The sequence below is a fragment of the Phormidesmis priestleyi ULC007 genome (genome assembly GCF_001895925.1).
GTDB classification, from domain to species: domain Bacteria; phylum Cyanobacteriota; class Cyanobacteriia; order Leptolyngbyales; family Leptolyngbyaceae; genus Phormidesmis_A; species Phormidesmis_A priestleyi_A.
This window is the reverse complement of the sequence record NZ_MPPI01000006.1, coordinates 94,110-111,368: the sequence shown is the minus strand read 5'-3', so window position 1 is coordinate 111,368 and position 17,259 is coordinate 94,110. Positions and strand designations below refer to the sequence as shown.

Annotated in this window: 17 protein-coding genes; 5 read left to right on the top strand and 12 right to left on the bottom strand. The window is 50.1% G+C overall.

Annotation, left to right across the window (positions count from 1 at the left end; translation table 11 throughout):
* Positions 1–71 precede the first annotated feature (71 nt).
* Positions 72–965 carry an alpha/beta fold hydrolase gene (locus tag BRW63_RS07435; protein ID WP_073070273.1) on the top strand — a complete coding sequence of 298 codons (894 nt, stop codon included), beginning with the start codon at positions 72–74 and terminating at the stop codon, positions 963–965.
* 263 nt (positions 966–1,228) lie between these two features.
* Here BRW63_RS07435 and BRW63_RS07430 read toward each other — a convergent pair whose 3' ends face one another.
* Positions 1,229–1,813, bottom strand: a complete 585-nt coding sequence (locus BRW63_RS07430) for a hypothetical protein (RefSeq protein WP_073070272.1) — start codon at positions 1,811–1,813, stop codon at positions 1,229–1,231.
* A gap of 264 nt (positions 1,814–2,077) precedes the next feature.
* Between BRW63_RS07430 and BRW63_RS07425 the strand changes: the two genes are divergently transcribed.
* On the top strand, positions 2,078–4,210 hold the full coding sequence (locus BRW63_RS07425) for a S8 family serine peptidase (protein ID WP_083582757.1): 2,133 nt from the start codon (positions 2,078–2,080) through the stop codon (positions 4,208–4,210).
* Positions 4,211–4,425: 215 nt separating this feature from the next.
* Here the strand turns inward: BRW63_RS07425 and BRW63_RS07420 are convergent, their stop codons facing one another.
* The 10 genes from BRW63_RS07420 to BRW63_RS07375 form a co-directional block, all read right to left on the bottom strand.
* Positions 4,426–5,397: a pentapeptide repeat-containing protein gene (locus BRW63_RS07420; protein ID WP_073070271.1), complete on the bottom strand. Its 972-nt coding sequence runs from the start codon at positions 5,395–5,397 to the stop codon at positions 4,426–4,428.
* Between the two features lie 317 nt (positions 5,398–5,714).
* The gene (locus tag BRW63_RS07415) at positions 5,715–7,172 is read right to left on the bottom strand and encodes an SLBB domain-containing protein (protein WP_073070270.1); all 1,458 of its coding nucleotides are present in this window, start codon (positions 7,170–7,172) and stop codon (positions 5,715–5,717) included.
* On the bottom strand, positions 7,169–8,245 hold the full coding sequence (locus tag BRW63_RS07410) for a glycosyltransferase family 4 protein (RefSeq protein WP_073070269.1): 1,077 nt from the start codon (positions 8,243–8,245) through the stop codon (positions 7,169–7,171). The genes BRW63_RS07415 and BRW63_RS07410 overlap by 4 nt, the downstream gene beginning before the upstream one ends.
* Entirely contained in the window at positions 8,245–9,450 is a 1,206-nt protein-coding gene (locus tag BRW63_RS07405; RefSeq protein WP_223257318.1) for a glycosyltransferase, read from the bottom strand. The genes BRW63_RS07410 and BRW63_RS07405 overlap by 1 nt, the downstream gene beginning before the upstream one ends.
* 37 nt (positions 9,451–9,487) lie before the next feature.
* Positions 9,488–10,690 (bottom strand): glycosyltransferase, encoded by a 1,203-nt coding sequence (locus BRW63_RS07400; RefSeq protein ID WP_073070267.1) that lies wholly within the window; start codon positions 10,688–10,690, stop codon positions 9,488–9,490.
* A 57-nt stretch (positions 10,691–10,747) separates the two neighbouring features.
* Positions 10,748–10,945, bottom strand: a complete 198-nt coding sequence (locus tag BRW63_RS07395) for a DUF2949 domain-containing protein (RefSeq protein WP_073070266.1) — start codon at positions 10,943–10,945, stop codon at positions 10,748–10,750.
* A 489-nt stretch (positions 10,946–11,434) separates the two neighbouring features.
* Complete coding sequence (locus tag BRW63_RS07390) at positions 11,435–12,007, bottom strand: DUF192 domain-containing protein (protein ID WP_073070265.1); 573 nt, start codon at positions 12,005–12,007, stop codon at positions 11,435–11,437.
* Positions 12,008–12,017: 10 nt separating this feature from the next.
* The gene (gene nblR / locus BRW63_RS07385) at positions 12,018–12,713 is read right to left on the bottom strand and encodes a response regulator transcription factor NblR (RefSeq protein ID WP_073070264.1); all 696 of its coding nucleotides are present in this window, start codon (positions 12,711–12,713) and stop codon (positions 12,018–12,020) included.
* Positions 12,714–12,779: 66 nt separating this feature from the next.
* Positions 12,780–13,682: an NAD(+) kinase gene (locus BRW63_RS07380; protein ID WP_073070352.1), complete on the bottom strand. Its 903-nt coding sequence runs from the start codon at positions 13,680–13,682 to the stop codon at positions 12,780–12,782.
* 105 nt (positions 13,683–13,787) lie between these two features.
* Positions 13,788–14,690 (bottom strand): NAD(P)H-binding protein, encoded by a 903-nt coding sequence (locus BRW63_RS07375; protein ID WP_317615804.1) that lies wholly within the window; start codon positions 14,688–14,690, stop codon positions 13,788–13,790.
* 317 nt (positions 14,691–15,007) lie between these two features.
* Between BRW63_RS07375 and BRW63_RS07370 the strand changes: the two genes are divergently transcribed.
* Entirely contained in the window at positions 15,008–15,427 is a 420-nt protein-coding gene (locus BRW63_RS07370; RefSeq protein ID WP_073070263.1) for an ArsR/SmtB family transcription factor, read from the top strand.
* 57 nt (positions 15,428–15,484) lie between these two features.
* Here BRW63_RS07370 and petM read toward each other — a convergent pair whose 3' ends face one another.
* Positions 15,485–15,589: a cytochrome b6-f complex subunit PetM gene (gene petM, locus BRW63_RS07365; RefSeq protein ID WP_073070262.1), complete on the bottom strand. Its 105-nt coding sequence runs from the start codon at positions 15,587–15,589 to the stop codon at positions 15,485–15,487.
* Positions 15,590–15,780: 191 nt separating this feature from the next.
* Here petM and pdxA point away from each other — a divergent pair, with 191 nt between their 5' ends.
* Positions 15,781–16,788: a 4-hydroxythreonine-4-phosphate dehydrogenase PdxA gene (pdxA, locus tag BRW63_RS07360; RefSeq protein ID WP_073070261.1), complete on the top strand. Its 1,008-nt coding sequence runs from the start codon at positions 15,781–15,783 to the stop codon at positions 16,786–16,788.
* Positions 16,789–17,020: 232 nt separating this feature from the next.
* Positions 17,021–17,212 carry a DUF4327 family protein gene (locus BRW63_RS07355; RefSeq protein WP_397428387.1) on the top strand — a complete coding sequence of 64 codons (192 nt, stop codon included), beginning with the start codon at positions 17,021–17,023 and terminating at the stop codon, positions 17,210–17,212.
* The last annotated feature ends 47 nt before the right edge of the window (positions 17,213–17,259 follow it).

Genomic DNA, 17,259 nt, shown 5'->3' with positions numbered 1-17,259 from the left:
TGACGATCGAGCGATGACATTTCGATCGCAAACTGCGTTAATCTCCAAATAAACGAGTGTGATAGAGCAGAATGGTACAGTTTCAACCTCCAGGATTTGGTCAGAAAAATATTCAGACTTCGCTGGGTGAGATCGCTTATTACACCCCAGTCGCGGCACCTTGGACGATCAAGGAGTCGCCGCGTCCGCCGATCGTGTTTCTCCACAGTTTTGGGGGCGGTTCTTCGGCTTATGAATGGTCAAAAGTGTATGCGGCGTTTGCCAATACGCATCACGTCATCGCGCCCGATTTGCTGGGCTGGGGCAACTCTGCCCATCCGATGCGAGACTATCGAATTGAGGATTATTTGATCACGATCGCCGAACTGATTCAGCAAGTATCGTCCTCGCCAGTTGCGGTGGTGGCATCTTCGCTAACGGGCGCGATCGCGGTTCGGCTTGCGGTGCAAAAACCAGCGCTCTTTCAGTCACTTTATCTCGTCTGTCCATCTGGATTTGACGACTTTGGGCAAGGTGCAGGGCGAAGAATTCCGCTTCAGATTATCAATACGCCGATCCTCGATCGCCTGATCTACGCGATCGGGGCGACGAATGAGATTGCCGTGCGTAACTTTTTGGAACAGTTTTTGTTTGGCGATCGCAGCCGCATCACCGATGAAATGGTTGCGGCTTATTTAGAGTCTGCCCAACAGCCCAACGCCGAATATTCTGCCCTGGCATTTTTGCGCGGCGATCTCTATTTTGATTTGTCGCTGTATCTGACTCAGTTAACTGTGCCCACGTCGATTTTGTGGGGAGAGTTGGCACAGTTCACCAATGTTGCTTTAGGGCGACGACTAGCGGGGCTAAACCCTCAAGCGGTACAGGAATTTGCAGTCTTGCCTCAGTCAGGAGTGCTGGCTCACCTCGAACAACCGAGCGTGATCACAGGATTGCTAGGAAGTTGGCTAAAGAATTTTTGTTAACGTCAGTTCGATGAGTTCTTTCGCTTCGTTCTTCAGCGCTTCAGCCCCCTAAATCCCCCAATTCTGGGGGACTTTAAGCCCAGAATTGAGGTTCAAAGTCCCCCAATTTTGGGGGATTTAGGGGGCAGCCCGGATTTGCAACCGTAGCGAAAAGCTGCATCGAATTCACATTTTGTTAGCCTTGTAGGTTAATTTTCGGCATTGGGTAGAGGCAATCCTCCCGTGGTTGCCCTCCGCCAGGGGTAGGCACGGGGGCACTAACCCTACTTAGTGGGTTGAGTAGCCCGATTTGGAAACGGCGCATCCACGAAGCCAAGTTCTAGCAGTTGTTGATAAGACTTTTGTCCTAAATCGCGGGTAGGCTGTTGACTGCCGATGATCTGCACCAGCAGAGGCACTGCTAATTCTGGCTGATTTTGGGCCCGATGCACGAGCGCCAGTTGATAGGTTGCCTGATCCCGCATTTGAGCCGCTTCGAGGGCTTTCTTGCGTTGGCTATCTGCCACCCGATTATCAATGCCAGAAAAACTAGTTGCTAATTGTTGATAGAAATTGGAAAGCTGGTTAAACACCTGACGCGCTTCTTGCAGCTTTTTGGTGGCTAACGGATAGTTTTGACTGTTAACGGCTTTGGTGGACTCATCCATCAGCCGCTGCCCGCCTTGAGCGCTGAGAAGGCTGTCATTTTGAACGCGGAGCGCATCGTTGTCGGGTTGAATGGTGCCAGGCGGTGACGAAGGTGCAGGAGTTTGGGCACTCACGGCTCTGGTCAATGTCAAACTTGCCAAAACTGATAGTGAAATCAATCCTGGGAGATAAAGGCGGCGAACAGTTCCAGCAAGTACCATGAATGACCTTTCGTATTTACAGAGAGAGGACAATTTTAGACTTCGGGTATTTTATCACTACGCGACCCTTTCAGAGCGAGATCGCGACTAACTAACCACAATCAGAGAGCTTCATATCCTGACTGTATTTAATAGCGACGCGAAGTTTTTTAATAAGTTCCCAGTGACTTGAATTGTGGGGTCGATCGCTGTCCGAACCAAGAATTTTGAGCATAGATTCCTGACTCGAAGACTAAACTGAGAATAGTTTGCGGTGAGGCGTTTATGACTAACCCATCCAATGTGCCAAATTCTGCTCAAAATCAACCTGCCAATGCCAGTGTCGCTGAAGAGAGTCGAGGCAAGATTCTACAGCGCGGCGGCGAAGAACTGCTGTTAGAAAAGGTAGACGATCGCTTCACAGTCCACGCGGGGTCGGGTCAACAAGCTAGAGATTTAGCCAATCGGTTTCCTGCAACGGTCGCTCCGGGCACCGCTCCGCCTGAGTTAACAGAGTTTGTGGTCAACCCGGCACAAAAAGATCAGGTGCTGAACGAGGTTCGTCAAGCCGACACGGTAGAGTATGCCAGTCACGTTTACCAGGTTAAAGACAATCCCGCCTCACGAATTTATTTGACCAATCAGGTGACGATTCAGTTTGCGCCTAGCGTCAGTGCAGAAACGATCGCTACCATCACATCAGAGTTGGGGTTGAGGCAGGTCAAACCGATCGTGGGCGTTAACAATGCTTTTGTGTTTGAACTCACGTCAGACGCAAAAGAAAACCCGATGAAGATGACTAATCGGTTGATTGCTCGCACCGATGTGATGACTGCCGAGCCGAATGTGATCGTCAAAACCCAATCGCACTATCGCCCCAAAGATCCGCTTTATGCTAAACAGTGGCACCTCAATCACACAGGCGGGTTTGGCTTAACGTCCGGTTCTCATGTGTTTGCCGAACAAGCCTGGGATGTGACGCGAGGTAGCCGCTCGATCGTCGTTGCTGTGATGGATGACGGCATGGATCTCAACCATCCCGATTTTCAGGGAGTCGGCAAAATCGTTGCACCCAGAGATTTTAAAGGCGATGATTTTGACCCCGACCCCGACGAAGCTGGAGAAGATCACGGCACTTCTTGCGCGGGGGTTGCCGTCGCTGAAGAGAATGGCTTCGGGGTCGTGGGAGCGGCTCCCGAATGTGCGCTAATGCCCATTCGGACAACGGGCTTTCTGGATGACGATACGATCGAGTCGCTGTTTGATTGGGCAACGACCAAAGGCGCGGCAGTGATCTCCTGTAGCTGGGGACCGAGTGCCGTTTATTTTCCGCTATCCCTGCGGATGAGAGCGGCTCTGACTCGCGCTGCCACTGAAGGACGTAACGGTAAAGGCTGCGTGATTGTGTTTGCTGCTGGCAATGCCAACCGCCCCACGAATGGAACGGTGAATGAATCCGGCTGGCCACGCGATGCGGTCAGTAATACCACCATCAGTGGTGACACCAAATGGTTAGGCGGTTTTAGCGTGCATCCAGACATCATCACGGTGTCTGCCTCCACCAGTTTAAACAAGAAGGCTGCCTACAGTAATTGGGGTGCAGAAGTTTCGGTGTGTGCGCCCAGTAACAATGCGCCTCCAGGAGTTGGATTACCTAATTTGGGCTATGTGGCAACGCCGCCACAGGTCAAAGTTCAGCTTCAGGGCTTGGGGGTGTTCACCACCGATCGAGTCAACGCGGCGGGTTATGACGCGAGTAGCTTCACCTCAGAGTTTGGCGGCACGTCGAGCGCAACACCGCTTGTAGCAGGAATCGCAGCATTAGTGCTGTCGGCAAATCCTGAGTTGACGGCTCAAGAAGTGCGACAAGTTTTGCAGCAATCTGCCGACAAAATTGTCGATAGTGATGCTGATCCGCAGTTGGGCTTGCGGAAAGGCACGTATGAATCGAATGGGCGCTGTGACTGGTTTGGCTATGGTAAAGTCAACGCGGCAAAAGCCGTTCAGATGGCAGTTCAAAAACGGGCAATGCTCGCGGCATCACAGCGATCGATTCAATTGCAAAACAATACGAGTATCGCCATTCCTGACAACAATCCTCAAGGCATTGTGAGCGTGATTCAGGTCGCAGACAGTGCGATCGTGCGCGATGTGCAAGTTGCACTGGATATTGATCACACTTATCTGGGTGATTTAGAAATTAGTTTGGTTTCGCCATCTGGCAGTGCCGTGATGCTGCAAGGTCGCACGTTAGGACGCAGGACAAAACTGCAAACGATTTACTCGCTGCAAACCACGCCAACGCTGAGAAAGTTTTTTAGTCAACAAACACAAGGACGCTGGCAGCTACGCATTATAGATTCAATCGCCAATGATATAGGAACGCTGAACTGGTGGAAATTGACGTTGGGAGCTTAAAGACTAAAATGACAATAATCTGGCGTTGCTGAATTGCGGTATGAATGGCTAAGTTCTCCCTCACCCCAAAGGCGAGGGAACAAAGATCCAGCTCCCTCCTCCTTAGCAAGGCTAGTTCATCACATTATTTTTTGTTCTATGAACTAGCCCTGCTTTGTGAGGAGGGCTGTCCAGGTTCATGCATGAGGTCTATTCTCTAACGTTAGCAAGGCACCTTATTCGTGCACTCGACCATTGGGCATGATGGCTCCCGTGAGAAACGCCCCGGTGAGTTTGACCATGATGCGATCGTCAAACCCAATCTTTGCCCCGCGCAAATCTGCCCCGCGCAAATCTGCCCCACTCAAATCTGCCCCAATCAGATTCGCTTCTCGCAAGTCTGCTTTGTTGAGACTCGCCTGAAGCAAGTTGGCTCTAAACAGGTTTGCCTTGTGCAAATTTGCTCCGTCTAGATTGATCTTGTGCATAAAAGCGTCACTCAAGTTGGCATTGCTCAGGTTTGCGTGGCTAAGATTACGACCCGACAAATCTCTTTCTTGAAGGTTTTGCCCGCTCAAATCAGTTCCGCTCAAGTCAGGAGTCTGCGGTCTAGGGGGCGTATGGGCACGCTGTTGGGGCGGATGATAAGGCGAGTGAGGATAAGGACTCGCAGGTGGGGGGCTAGGCTGTGGGCGCTGGGTTTGCGTATTTGCCTGATGCGTTTGAGGGTCAGGCGATCGATGATATTCCGGTCGATAGTGAGACTGCGTATAGTAGTTTTGATCTTTTGACTGAGCGTGAGTCTGTCCACTATTGGCTTGATGCCCATTCTGAGACTGCCCGTTTTGAGCACGATCCTTTTGAGAATGCCCATGGGTCTGAGAATGACTCGCCCCCTGAGAAGTCTGCGAATTAGGCTGAGGCGGACGGTAATAATAAGATTGATAGTAGGTTGAAGCTTGTTTCGGGGTGGGTGCAGGCTGCGCTTTTGGGGCTGGACGCTCACGCGCTTGGGTTCGCAGCGTATCTCGTGCGTGATTAATTGCTTTAATTTGGTCTTCTGCTTTTTTGAGCAACCGAGGATTGTCTTTAGGCACGCGATCGGGATGCCAAACAAACACCAGGTCTTTATACGCCTGGTTCACTTCTTCTAGTGAGGCACCGGGTTCGAGTCCCAAAATTCGATAGCAACGGTCTAACTCACTCATACTTCACCAAGATTGCTATTCAACCATCTATATAAAGATGTGTTTGCGAATCAGATTTCTCATGAAACCACACACTATGCCCACTCTCCCTTGTGAAGTAGAGGTTTTTCTAGTCTTACAAAGTGTAGTCTGAACTCGATAGAGCGGTCAGAAAGTAAAGACTGATTTAATAGAATGGGTAAATTGTTAATATAAAAGAAACTTATCATTGAGTCTATTTTTCAAAATCCCGTAACAAGATCGTAGCGCAGACCTCCCACTTATCACTGAGTCAGCGAGAGATCTGCGCTAAATACGTCCAAATTCTGCTCAGGACATCAGCGAAAGATGTTAAAGATGCCCAAAAAGCCCGACAGAGGTGCGAAGATCGTCCCTAGAGTATCGCCGATGCCAGCCAGCCCTGACTTGCCGACCACGATCGTATCGTTATTTCGCAACGGCGGATTGCTCTGCTCGTTGATGCCTTGATTAAAGTTAATGGCAATATCACGGCGATCGACCGTTCCGTTAGGGTTGAGTCTTAGAAAACTAACTTCTCGCTTTTTGGCGCGCGTGTTAAATCCGCCTGCTGCCAAAAGTGCCTGATTAAGCGTCGTATTGGGCGGAAGCTGAACCGTTCCGGGTTTAGCCACTTCGCCGACGACATTGACCACGATCGCATCAGGCGAAAAACTGGCACGAGCCAAAATCGTCGCATCGGCTGGAGAAAGCGTCGCGGCGGTGGGAACGATCACCCGATCGCCATCCTGCAACGAAATATCTTGCCGCGAATCGCCCGCTTGCAGCAGTTGAAACAAGTTGACCTTCATCACCTGATCAGATCCAGCTTTAGTTCGTCTTCGCACTTCAATCTCGCGAATGTTGGCAGATTGCGTGATTCCTCCGGCAATTTGCAGCGCTCGTGTCACCGTCGGCACCTGCACCTTATTGCCGATCGTCGGAGCCGTCCCGCCCGTTTGAGTTTGCGGCACCGCCTCGCTTTTAATACTGTGAGGGCCAGGACGATTGACCTCACCCGCCACCACGATTTTCAACGGCTGATCGGTGCTGACCGAAAAGCTAGAAGAGGCGATCAGGTTTGCGTCATCTATATTCACAGCAGTAGATGCCGGAACAACAATGCTATCCCCATCGCGCAGGGGCAGGTCTTGACTGATATCGCCCGTGAGCAGCAGTTGTCGCAAATCAACGGTGCGTACTTGAGGGGCACCGCCCTTGCTCGATCGCCGCAACACTTGCACTCGCTGAAGATCGGCTGACTGGCTCATGCCGCCTGCTAGTTGAAGCATTTTGGTTAAAGTCGGAATGCCCCCTTCGGTCAGCGTCGTAGTGTAAGAGCCGGGGCGAGTCACTTCCCCCGACACCGCTACATTAATCGGTCGCGATGCCACTAAGCTGACGGTGACGATCGGGCGAGTTAGCCATTCACTGAATTTCTTAGAAATTGCTGTCGATGCGTCCTTGATCGTCAGCCCCTCTACCGTGACGCTGCCTGCTAGAGGCAAATTCAACGTTCCGTCAGCCAACACTTGATAGTCGCCGCTATATTCTGGCACGCTAAAAATGTCGAGCTTGATTTTGTCACCCGCTCCTAACAGATAGCCTTGGTCAACAGGCAGAGCCGGACTCGGTGCGGAACTAGACGCTGGAGAATTTGATCGAGGCGGTTGAGGGGTTTGAGCAAAGCTGGGATCGACCAGGCTGAGACTCAATAGAATTAGGAAAAAGCTCGATCGATTCAACATACTCACTCGTTTAGAAAATTGACTCGTCATAGATCAAAGCCTCGGATTGCATCCTCATAGACCTCTAATGTTTCTTGATGCACCCGTTTCACCGATAGCCACTCTAAGTTTTGCGGTGCCCGTTGTTTCCACATCTCTAACTGCGTTGGGTGAGATAGCAATTGGATCAACGCTTTTGATAAGGCAGATGCGTCTCTGGGTGGTACTAATAGTCCGGCTTTTCCGCCCTCCAAGACTTCAGGAATGCCATCTACCTGAGTGGCCACAATCGCACACCCGGCTTCTCGCGCTTCTGAAAGCACTAGCCCAAAGGGTTCTCGATCGGATGCCAACACAAAGATATCAGTTGCCAGCAAATAGCGCTGTGGTTCTGGCTGAAAGCCTTCAAAATGAATGCGATCGCCGACTGGACTTTTTTGGGCGTGACGCTCAAACTCGGCCCGATCGTCGCCGTCTCCGACCAAATAAAGGTGAACGGGAAAATCAGCCAGACTAGTAAACATTTCAGTAAAGGCATCAATCAGTGTTTTAATCCCCTTGCGGTGAAACATGCCTGCAACCGTTGTGATAGCGGCACGGTGTAAGGGGAGAGGTTCGATCTCAGACAACGGGCGACAGCGAGGACTGCCCAACGTGCCATTGGTAACGACTCGCAGTTTGCTAGCCGGAATGCCTCGCTGCTGCATCGAAATCGCGACGGCTTGACTAATGGCGATGACGCGATCGGCAAGTCCCATCAAAATTGCACTGCGCTGAAACTCATTGTGAACCGTAGCTACGATCGCGTAATTGGCACTGCCTTTAAGCAGTTTTGCCAAGACGACCCCAGTCATCATGTGAGTATGGATAACGTTTGGCTCAAACGCCTCCACGATCTTCCAAAAGCGCTGGGCGGCTTTGATTAATGGCACAGGTCGGCGGCGTTGATCAAACCTAAAGTGCCGCACTCCATAGTCAGCTAACAGCGCCTCAAACTCACCGCCGCCCGATGCGACAGCGACATCATGACCCGCTTGAGCTTGGAGGCAAGCCAAATCGATCGCCACATTGATGATGCCGTTGCCGATCTTTTGAATATCGTTGAGAACGTGAAGGATTCGCATTAGGTGAGGTGCGTCAATCTCTCTAAAACTTCCATGTATTGGTCAATCACGCGATCGGTCGAAAACTCTAGCGATCGCCGTTTCAAAACCGTTGCATGAATGGGATGGTCGAGGGTGTCTAAAATGGCTTTGGCGAGAGTGGGCGGATCAGCAACTGGCGCTAACTCGCCATAAGTGCCATAGTCTAAAATCTCCGCCGGGCCGCTAGGGCAATCTGTGGAGACGATCGGGGTTCCGGTTGCCATCGCCTCTGCAACGACATTGCCAAATCCTTCAAATTTAGACGAAAGCACGAACACCGAGGCGTGAGCCATATAAGCGTAGGGATTGTCTGCGAACCCCGGTAGTGACACATCCGCTTCTAAATTCAATTCGCGGATCAGCCGCTCTAGCTGTGGGCGTTGTTCACCTTCGCCTAAAATCATCAATCGAGCCGGGCGCTGCCGTCGCACTAGCGCAAATGCATTAATCAACGTAAAGAAATCTTTCTGACTCACTAACCGCCCAACGCCCAAAATCACGGGCGGTTCTGCTGGCAAAAACCAGGGATGAGCGATCGGCTCTTGGCTTTTCTCTAAAACTTCAGGCGTGACGACTGGATTGTAGATCACTCGAATCCGCTCTAGGGGAAGCGAGGTGATTTGTGCCAGATCTTCGGCAGTCCCTTGAGAAGCTGCCACCAGATCATCTGATTTTGGGTAAAGCCAGCGCACTAACTTGGGTCGAAGTTTTCCCATCGTGTTAGGCTGATGCTCTTGAAATTGTCCAGATAGATAGGTTTGGATGCACATCACCACACGAGTCGGAACTCGCGCACTCCACTTAGCCCAGAGAGCAGAACTAACAATATCTAGCGCTGAAAATAAAACCGTGGGTTGTTCTTGCTGCAAATGACGCTGCAATGCCCTTGTCTTTGACAACACCACTGGAAACTTAGACTTTAAATCCACCAGCCTGACGTTTGCCGGAACTTGCTTAAGATAGTCTCCTTCGGCTTCTGCAAGCACTAGATTTGTCCTTAAACCGCGATCGGCAAACCCCTGCGCCAGGTGCAGCATTGCTCGCTCGGCACCACCTCCCGCTAGAGCAGGCAGAAACACGCTTACAGAAGAATTATTCACTGTCATACTTGCCAGACTTACGGCTAATCCTCCTGAGAATGGCGTAAGGACAGGAGATTTACCTCCCCCCGAAGTGAGAATCATTGTAAAAATCTCCCGATCGCGGCATCTATCCATCTAACTATTGCCGCAGTTCGAGCGACCTACCGGGCTGAGGAGATCTAGCGGCGATCACTTGTTCTAAAAGGTGCCGAATCTGCTTCCGAGTCACTGTGAGATTGAAGCGTTGCTTTGCTTGCTGTCGTCCTTGCTGCGCGATCGTCTGGGTTTCCTGCCAATAGTTTCGACAGTGGTTAATCGTTTCTGCTAACCGTTGAGCGTCGCCCGGAGGCACCAACCAGCCAGTCACCCCTGGTTCAACAATCTCTAACACGCCTCCCGCATCAGCCGCGATGATCGGCTTTCCACACAGCATGGCTTCTACGATCACTCGTCCAAACGGTTCTGCTGTGGTTGACGTGTGCGTGATTAAGTCACACATCTTCATCAATGGCACGACATCTGAGCGGAACCCCAAAAAGTGAACTCGATCGCTTAAGCCCAATCGCGCTACTTGGTCATGCAGTTCTTGCACATAATCTTGCTCACCAAATAAGTCATCTCCGACTAAAACGGCAGTTACGTCTGGAGGACAATGAGTCAGGGCATCGATTAAGATGTGTTGCCCTTTCCAAGCGCAGAGACGGCTAAAGTGCCCGATTACGAAACGATCGTCAAGTCCCAACCGATCGCGAAGTTGTTGAGCCGTGTTGTGTTGCCGTTTCTCGTCAGGGTCATCGTCGCTATAGTCTTGGAGCTGAAAGCCGTTGTAAACTTTGACTCCGATTTCTGGACGACCTCCCGCTTCAATAAACGAGTTTAGGCTGGCTTGAGAAACCGCGATCACCCGCGAGGCAAACCGATTGCATAGCGCGACGGTCAGCCGACGATTTGCGCGACTAAAGTGGTCAAGTGAGAGAATATCGTGAAGATGAAAGACGAGCGGACGACGAGCAATCAAGCTCGCGAATGCGCCCACAACCAGAGCCTTTAGAGTGTTGGCATAAATTAAGTCATAGTCGCGGCTAAGTTGCGTCACGTTAGCCACTAATGGAATCAACGAACCCAAACTGCTTAACCCCACCAGCCAACTGCTTTCTTTGCGAACCGCGATCGTTCTATCACTCAAGATTTTGACAGGCACCTGGTTTTGCTCGGCTAATTGCCTAAACTGCCCGTCCTCAAATAAGCCTAGCAGAGCATCTGGATAAACTTTTGCAAGGTCGAGTAGGCTTAACTCTGCACCTCCCAGCTTTCCACTGTAATTAAGGAATAAGATTTTCACGGATGCTACTCAGCAGATGTCCGTCTGATTAAACCCCGATCGCAGCGATAGCAGGGTCTAACCTTTGGCAGATTCTAGCCAGTCATAAATTTGATCAAGCTGTTGCAGCGTCACTAGCCCATATTGCCAAAGAATCATCGGCAAAGGCCCGTTGTTTTGTTCTCGGTGTCTAAGGGCAAACGCGATCGAAGAGTCAGAAATCGCTAACTCTTCTCGTAAAAAGCAAATAAATTTTGAATGGGTTGTAGGTGCCATTATGCTCTCATCTCCTGAGTGACCCTATCTTGAATCGATAGTCTGCTTTTCGATATTTGTCAGTAGCCACTCTTTAATCTGGACTAGAAGATCTTTTTTCAACCACCCACACCTAGATCAAGGCTCAATCTCCGCAGTGAGCCAACTTAAAACGTTGCTAATTTAACGTGAGTTCGACGAGTTTTTTCGCTTCGTTCTCAGCGGCTTCTGCCCCCTAAATCCCCCAACTTGGGGGACTTCAAGCCAAAATTTCCGGTTCAAAGTCCCCCAATTTTGGGGGATTTAGGGGGCTTCCCGAATTCATCATCGGAGTGAACCACTTCTATCGAACTCACGTTAATTTAACTGCCTTAAAATGACGGCTCAGAAAATAAGCCTCTAAGTTACATAGGGCTGAAGAACTATAAATCTATCTAAAGACAGGTTGCAGAAGAACTATTTAACATCGGTCTATCGTAGCCGAAGTTAAACAAATGGATGCATCAAAAATTAATTTTGGGCAGATCTACCCGTTTTGAGAAACTGAACCGGAACTCGATCGCCAACCTTCAACCCTAAGTCAGTCGATCGTCCGCCGCGTAGCTCAATCACCTGGTCAATCGCATCGCGAGTCGAGCCGTAAGTCGCACAGGGATCAGAAGTGCAGGGAGGCACATTCACCGCGATCGCCTTGACTACACCTTTATAAAGAAAGATCATGTCCAGGTTGATCAAGGTGTTTTTCATCCAAAACTGGGTAGGTCTGGCGGGGCTAAAGATAAACAGCATTCCCCGATCGTCTGCCAAGCTGGTGCGACCCATCAAGCCAATTTCTTGCTCTTGCGGCGTTTTGGCGACTTCTAGCTGAATGACTTTTTTACCGATCGGCGCTTGAGCCGTGATTTGCAAACTCTGTCCCAAATTTGCGTTGGCTTGCATGAGAGGTGACGAACTAGCCGCTTGAGTCGCAGACACCGAAGCCGTCGGCGCAGGAGAACAGCCTATTAGCAGTAGACCCAACCCTAGCCCTGCCCATTTAACACGACGACCTAACTCAGATTTAGCAAGTTTATTTGCGCTCATTTACCTTCACCTACGCTTCCCGCAGCACATATCCTACGCCACGTACAGTCTGAATTAACCGCTTCTCGCCTTCGTCTTCGATTTTCAAGCGCAGATAGCGGATGTAGACTTCAATCACGTTCGATTCGCCGACAAAATCGTAGCCCCAAACGCTTTCTAAAATTTGCTCACGAGTCAGAACTTCACGCGGATGCTCCATCAAACATTTGAGCAAATCAAACTCTTTCATCGTTAAGTCGATCGCGCGCCCATTTCGCAACGCTTGGCGGATCGCCAGATCTAACACGAGATCTCCAAATCTCAACTGCTCTGCGCCGGGAGCATCGACTTTTAGATAGAGCTTAACTAGTTTGAGAAAATCATCACTCCGGTAAGGCTTGAGGAAATAATCATCGGCTCCAGCCTCTAAGCAAGCCACCCGATCGTCTACAGCATCTCGTGCCATCAACAGCAAAACAGGGGTTCGCATTCCCGTGCCGCGCAGATGATTGCAAAACGCCAGTCCTGATTCTCCTGACAGCATCCGATCGACCACAATTAAAGCCGGATGCCGCTCGGTTGCTTGGCGCAAACCACTCGCTGCGTCATGGGTGACGATCGTCCCATATCCAGACTCTTGCAGGTCTAAACTGACGCTGTGAGCTAGGGTCTCGTCTGTTTCGATGATCAGAACGCAAGGGCTGTGATCAAGGGTGGCAATACTCATAAAACCTGGGGAATAAAGGGTTTTAATCTCAGCACTGTTGTAACACGTCTGGCAATCATTGGTTACTTAAGTAGGTTTTGCAATGTGAGGTAAGCCCCATCCTAGCTTCTCGCGCAGCAGATGAAAAAACTCTGGCGGGCGGAGGCGAACGAAACGAGCCAGGTAGGGCGATCGCTGTACCCGCACACAATCATCGGGCAACACATAGCATCCAGCATTGCCATCGGCAGTCATCACTAAGCGGTTGGGGTTTGCCGGAAAAATCGTCACAGGCTCACTGTTAGCAAACACCAGAGCGCGAGATGCCAGCGAATGCGGACAAATTGGCACCAAGATCATCACCGGAACTCCGGGCGTGATCACGGGCCCTCCCGCCGAGAGCGAATAAGCCGTCGAGCCAGTTGGCGTAGACAAAATAATGCCATCTGCCGCAATGTCTACGCGAGTGTGCTTGCCAATCTCAACCTCAAAATGGCACATGCTGGTCAGTGGTTCTCGATGCAGCACCATCTCGTTTAAGCAGAGCGCTTCCCAAAGAACGGTGTTTTCTCGAAAGACTTGCACCTGTAGCATGGTGCGTTCTTCGACCTCGTAGTCACCTGCCAAAACTGCCTCGATCGCTTCTGGCAACTGCTCTAACAAAGTCTCGGTGAGAAACCCCATGTGCCCTGTGTTGACTGCCAAAATCGGCACATTGCAAGGAGCCACCTGCCGAAACGCAGACAAAACAGTGCCGTCGCCTCCTAGCACCACAGCAAAGCGCATCGCTTCATCAAACCCTGGAGGAGATAGCTGATCGATCGGAGCATGACAAACCGGGCTTCCCGGCGTGGAGTAGCCCAAAATTCCACCCGCTCCCGTTGCTAGAATGACTTCCCAGCCGCACGAAATTAGCTTATCTTTTAGCTCCCTAGCCGTTTGACAAGCGATCGGTTTGTCGTCGTTGTAAATAATGCCAGCTTTAGGCACGCGCAAAAGTCCGTATCAGAACAGAAAAACGAATAATTGGGACTATAGCACTCCCCATGAGAGCGATGAGATTTAAGTTAAGCAACTCAACGCCCATCGCTCGATCTAAAACCGGGGATAGGTTCGACCGTCTTTGGCAGTTGGCTTCTTCTTGTTCTTGATTTGAGCCTGAGCGACTTCGACTTCTTTCAGTTTTTTGAGAATCCGACCGAAGTAGTCTTGCATATAAGCTTCTAATGTCGTCATATCCTCCGGGTCTAGCTTAAAGGTTTTATAGACCTCATCCATCGGGGCACTCAAGGGTTTACCCGTTGCAACCACTTCGGTGAAAGACAGCCGATCGGCGATGTTCCAAGTCCACTGAAAGAATCGGGCAAAGCGGGTGAAGGCACGCAGCAAGCCGATCGGCATCCGTGAAACTTTTGCCTGCTTGCCAGACATCCGCTCACATAAACGAATAATCTCATAGGCACCCCAGGCTCTTGACCCCACCACTGGAAAGGATTGCTTCTCAGTTTCAGGCACCTTCAGCGCTTGCACCGCGAACTTAGCCACGTCTTGCGTATCCATGTAGGCGATCGCAGAGGTGTCACCCATCACCCAAACGGCTTGCCCTTCTAAGATCGGAATCGCATATTGACCAATTAAGCCTTGCAAAAACCCAGAGGGACGCAGGATAGTGTAATTTAACCCTGATTCGGCTAAAAGCTTTTCAGTACAGGCTTTAATCTCCATCAACGGCACTTTGGGAAACTTTTCAGCATCCAAAATAGAAAAGAAAATATAGCGATCGATGCCCGCCGTTTTTGCGGCTCGAATCAGATTTTCTTTCCCATCCCAATCTACCTGTCGAATGCTGAGAGAATCGGTGGCGCGGGCGGTTGCCGCATCAATGATTGCTGTCACGCCTTCTAATGCTGGCGGGAGACTTTCAGGATCACAAATATTGCCCGTTACTAACTCTGCGCCCCACTCCTTCAAGAAGGCAGCTTTCTTAAGACTCCGCACCAAACACCGCACCTCGTACCCCTCATCTTAAGGCGCGACGAGTCACCTGTCTTCCTAAAGTGCCAGTGGCACCCACAATTAATAAGCTCATGAGGAATTCGTGACGAATTGTTAACTTTTTGTCAGATTCTATCAGAAATTTCGACCAAACGGAGAAACTTCCCCCATTCAGATGAGATTCTCAAGAAGAGTGTTGCGATCGTCCCTCAAAACAAGCCGCCATATTGGGCATGTGTTGCCTTGGGGTCTGTTAAGCTACCCTAAAAGCAGCCTTCTTCTCTGCTGATCGCTTAAGCGGTTCAGCTACATGAACTTTTATGAGTAACTTAAACTCTGCCCATGTCAGTGATTTTAAGGTCGATCGCAGCCAGACCTCTGACGATCTAAACTGCACTATTCAACATCCTGTCGATCTGAGTCAGGTGCGGCAGTTAAACCGAGACCTGATCAGCGTCGAGAAAGCCCAGCGAATGGCAGAGTTTTTTGCGCTGCTAGGAGATGCCAATCGGCTCCGAATTTTGTCAGCATTGGCAACTCAAGAACTATGCGTGTGTGACCTCGCTGCTGTTGTCAAGATGACTGAATCAGCCGTGTCTCATCAACTGCGATCGCTCAGAGCGATGCGTTTAGTGGGTTATCGCAAGCAGGGGCGCAATGTTTTCTATTCTCTTAAAGACAATCATGTGTTCAACCTTTATCGAGAAGTAGCTGAACATCTTGATGAGTCAGACGACTGATCAAAGGCAAAGGGTCAAAGCAGAATTTTCTCGCTTTTCCCCTTTTTTCACTCTTTACTATTCCTCACCACCCTGAATCTTAAGCAGCAAAAATCCTAGGGCTAAGCCAATGGGAATCAGGGTGAACGATAGAATAGCAGCGTTAAACATCTCTCCAGACATTGATCGAATCCTCCTAAACTTGAATTTTATGGGTCGATCGTGACCCCAGTTTTGTAAGCAGGTGTGTTTACTTAAGTTAGTAGACCCGCAGAAAGTATTGTAAACCGTTCAGTAGCGGGTTTTCTGCAAAGGGTGTAGATGAAGAAGTTTTGAGGTTGTCTGATTGCGCTGTCCTTTAGTTTTCCGTCTTTATGAATCGTGTTCGTTTAGTGATTCCGGTAGGTGACCCGGCTGGAATCGGGGCAGAAGTGACTTTAAAGGCGTTGTTTGATGCGTCTGTGACTGATAGTGCAGAGGTGACGATCGTTGGCAGTCAGGCTCATCTTCAAGAGACTTACGATCGTTTGGCTGCAACCTGCGATCTGGCAAATCCCAGTCGGCTGACTCTTTTAGATATTCCATTAGAGCAACCAATTACTTTGGGAATAGGCAATGCGGCTAGTGGGGCTGCAAGCTTTCAGTATTTAGAATCCGCGATCGCGCACACCCTGGCTGGAGAATTCGAGGCGATCGTGACTGCCCCGATCGCCAAATCTGCCTGGAAAGCAGCCGGACACCTCTACCCAGGACAAACCGAGTTGCTAGCAGAACGAGCCAACGTGAAGCGATTTGGGATGTTGTTTGTGGCAAGATCGCCCCATACAGACTGGCAGTTGCGAACTCTGCTGGCAACGACGCACATTCCTCTGCGGCAAGTGGCAGATGCGCTTACGCCTGACTTGATGACGCTCAAACTTGAACTTCTGATCGAATGTCTAGGGCGATCGTTTGGCATTGAACAGCCGCGAATTGCGATCGCAGGTTTAAATCCTCACAGTGGCGAACAAGGGCAACTCGGACGGGAAGAACACGACTGGCTGTTAGGCTGGTTAGAGCAGATGCGTTGCCGCTTTCCTCAAGCCCAACTTGATGGGCTGATTCCACCAGATACGCTTTGGGTAAAACCAGGACAGGCGTGGTATGGAGCGAATCCACCTGTAATAGCTCACGATGGTTATCTAGCGCTCTATCATGATCAGGGGCTGATTCCAGTTAAGCTGATGGCGTTTGATCGGGCAGTTAACACCTCGATCGGGCTACCATTTATTCGCACGTCTCCCGATCACGGCACTGCCTTTGACATTGCTGGGAAAGGAGTTGCTGATGCCACCAGCATGAAGGCAGCGATTCAGCTTGCGATCGCATTGGCACGAAAATAGGCGCTGTAAAATTTCAGTTAGAAAGTTATAATTTACTGACATTTGTAACAGTTCTTAATATGATTGGGAAGAGTTCACCCCGAAAATAGAAATTATTCAGTATAGGTTACTACAAAGCGCGATTGTAGAAGCTACATAACAATAATTTCCTGACATTTTAAGTTTTGCTCCAATTTATGGCACCAGTTGCAGGAGGGCGATGATGGTTCAACTAGCACAGTACTCTTTAACCATGATTCAAGACGAGGTTCGCCAACTCGTAGAGAAAGGAGTGGTCAACCGCCAGCAGCCAATTTATAGCCTCTGCAAGCACATTCCTTCTCGTGAATGGGTTTGTATGGAGGGCGAATTAGAAAAATGTGATTTTTTGTTGCGCGATCGCATCGGTGATCTGATGGGGCACGAAACTTGGGACAACGACTAAAAAGTTTGAGGGTTGAGTTAGAAAACCAGCCCTACAGATCGTGAATT

Bases quoted from the DNA above. Each gene is read 5' to 3' on its own strand.
- BRW63_RS07435 (WP_073070273.1), top strand. From the start codon at position 72: ATGGTACAGTTTCAACCTCCAGGATTTGGTCAGAAAAATATTCAGACT.
- BRW63_RS07430 (WP_073070272.1), bottom strand. From the start codon at position 1,813: ATGGTACTTGCTGGAACTGTTCGCCGCCTTTATCTCCCAGGATTGATT.
- BRW63_RS07425 (WP_083582757.1), top strand. From the start codon at position 2,078: ATGACTAACCCATCCAATGTGCCAAATTCTGCTCAAAATCAACCTGCC.
- BRW63_RS07420 (WP_073070271.1), bottom strand. From the start codon at position 5,397: ATGAGTGAGTTAGACCGTTGCTATCGAATTTTGGGACTCGAACCCGGT.
- BRW63_RS07415 (WP_073070270.1), bottom strand. From the start codon at position 7,172: ATGACGAGTCAATTTTCTAAACGAGTGAGTATGTTGAATCGATCGAGC.
- BRW63_RS07410 (WP_073070269.1), bottom strand. From the start codon at position 8,245: ATGCGAATCCTTCACGTTCTCAACGATATTCAAAAGATCGGCAACGGC.
- BRW63_RS07405 (WP_223257318.1), bottom strand. From the start codon at position 9,450: ATGATTCTCACTTCGGGGGGAGGTAAATCTCCTGTCCTTACGCCATTC.
- BRW63_RS07395 (WP_073070266.1), bottom strand. From the start codon at position 10,945: ATGGCACCTACAACCCATTCAAAATTTATTTGCTTTTTACGAGAAGAG.
- BRW63_RS07390 (WP_073070265.1), bottom strand. From the start codon at position 12,007: ATGAGCGCAAATAAACTTGCTAAATCTGAGTTAGGTCGTCGTGTTAAA.
- nblR (WP_073070264.1), bottom strand. From the start codon at position 12,713: ATGAGTATTGCCACCCTTGATCACAGCCCTTGCGTTCTGATCATCGAA.
- BRW63_RS07370 (WP_073070263.1), top strand. From the start codon at position 15,008: ATGAGTAACTTAAACTCTGCCCATGTCAGTGATTTTAAGGTCGATCGC.
- petM (WP_073070262.1), bottom strand. From the start codon at position 15,589: ATGTCTGGAGAGATGTTTAACGCTGCTATTCTATCGTTCACCCTGATT.
- pdxA (WP_073070261.1), top strand. From the start codon at position 15,781: ATGAATCGTGTTCGTTTAGTGATTCCGGTAGGTGACCCGGCTGGAATC.
- BRW63_RS07355 (WP_397428387.1), top strand. From the start codon at position 17,021: ATGATTCAAGACGAGGTTCGCCAACTCGTAGAGAAAGGAGTGGTCAAC.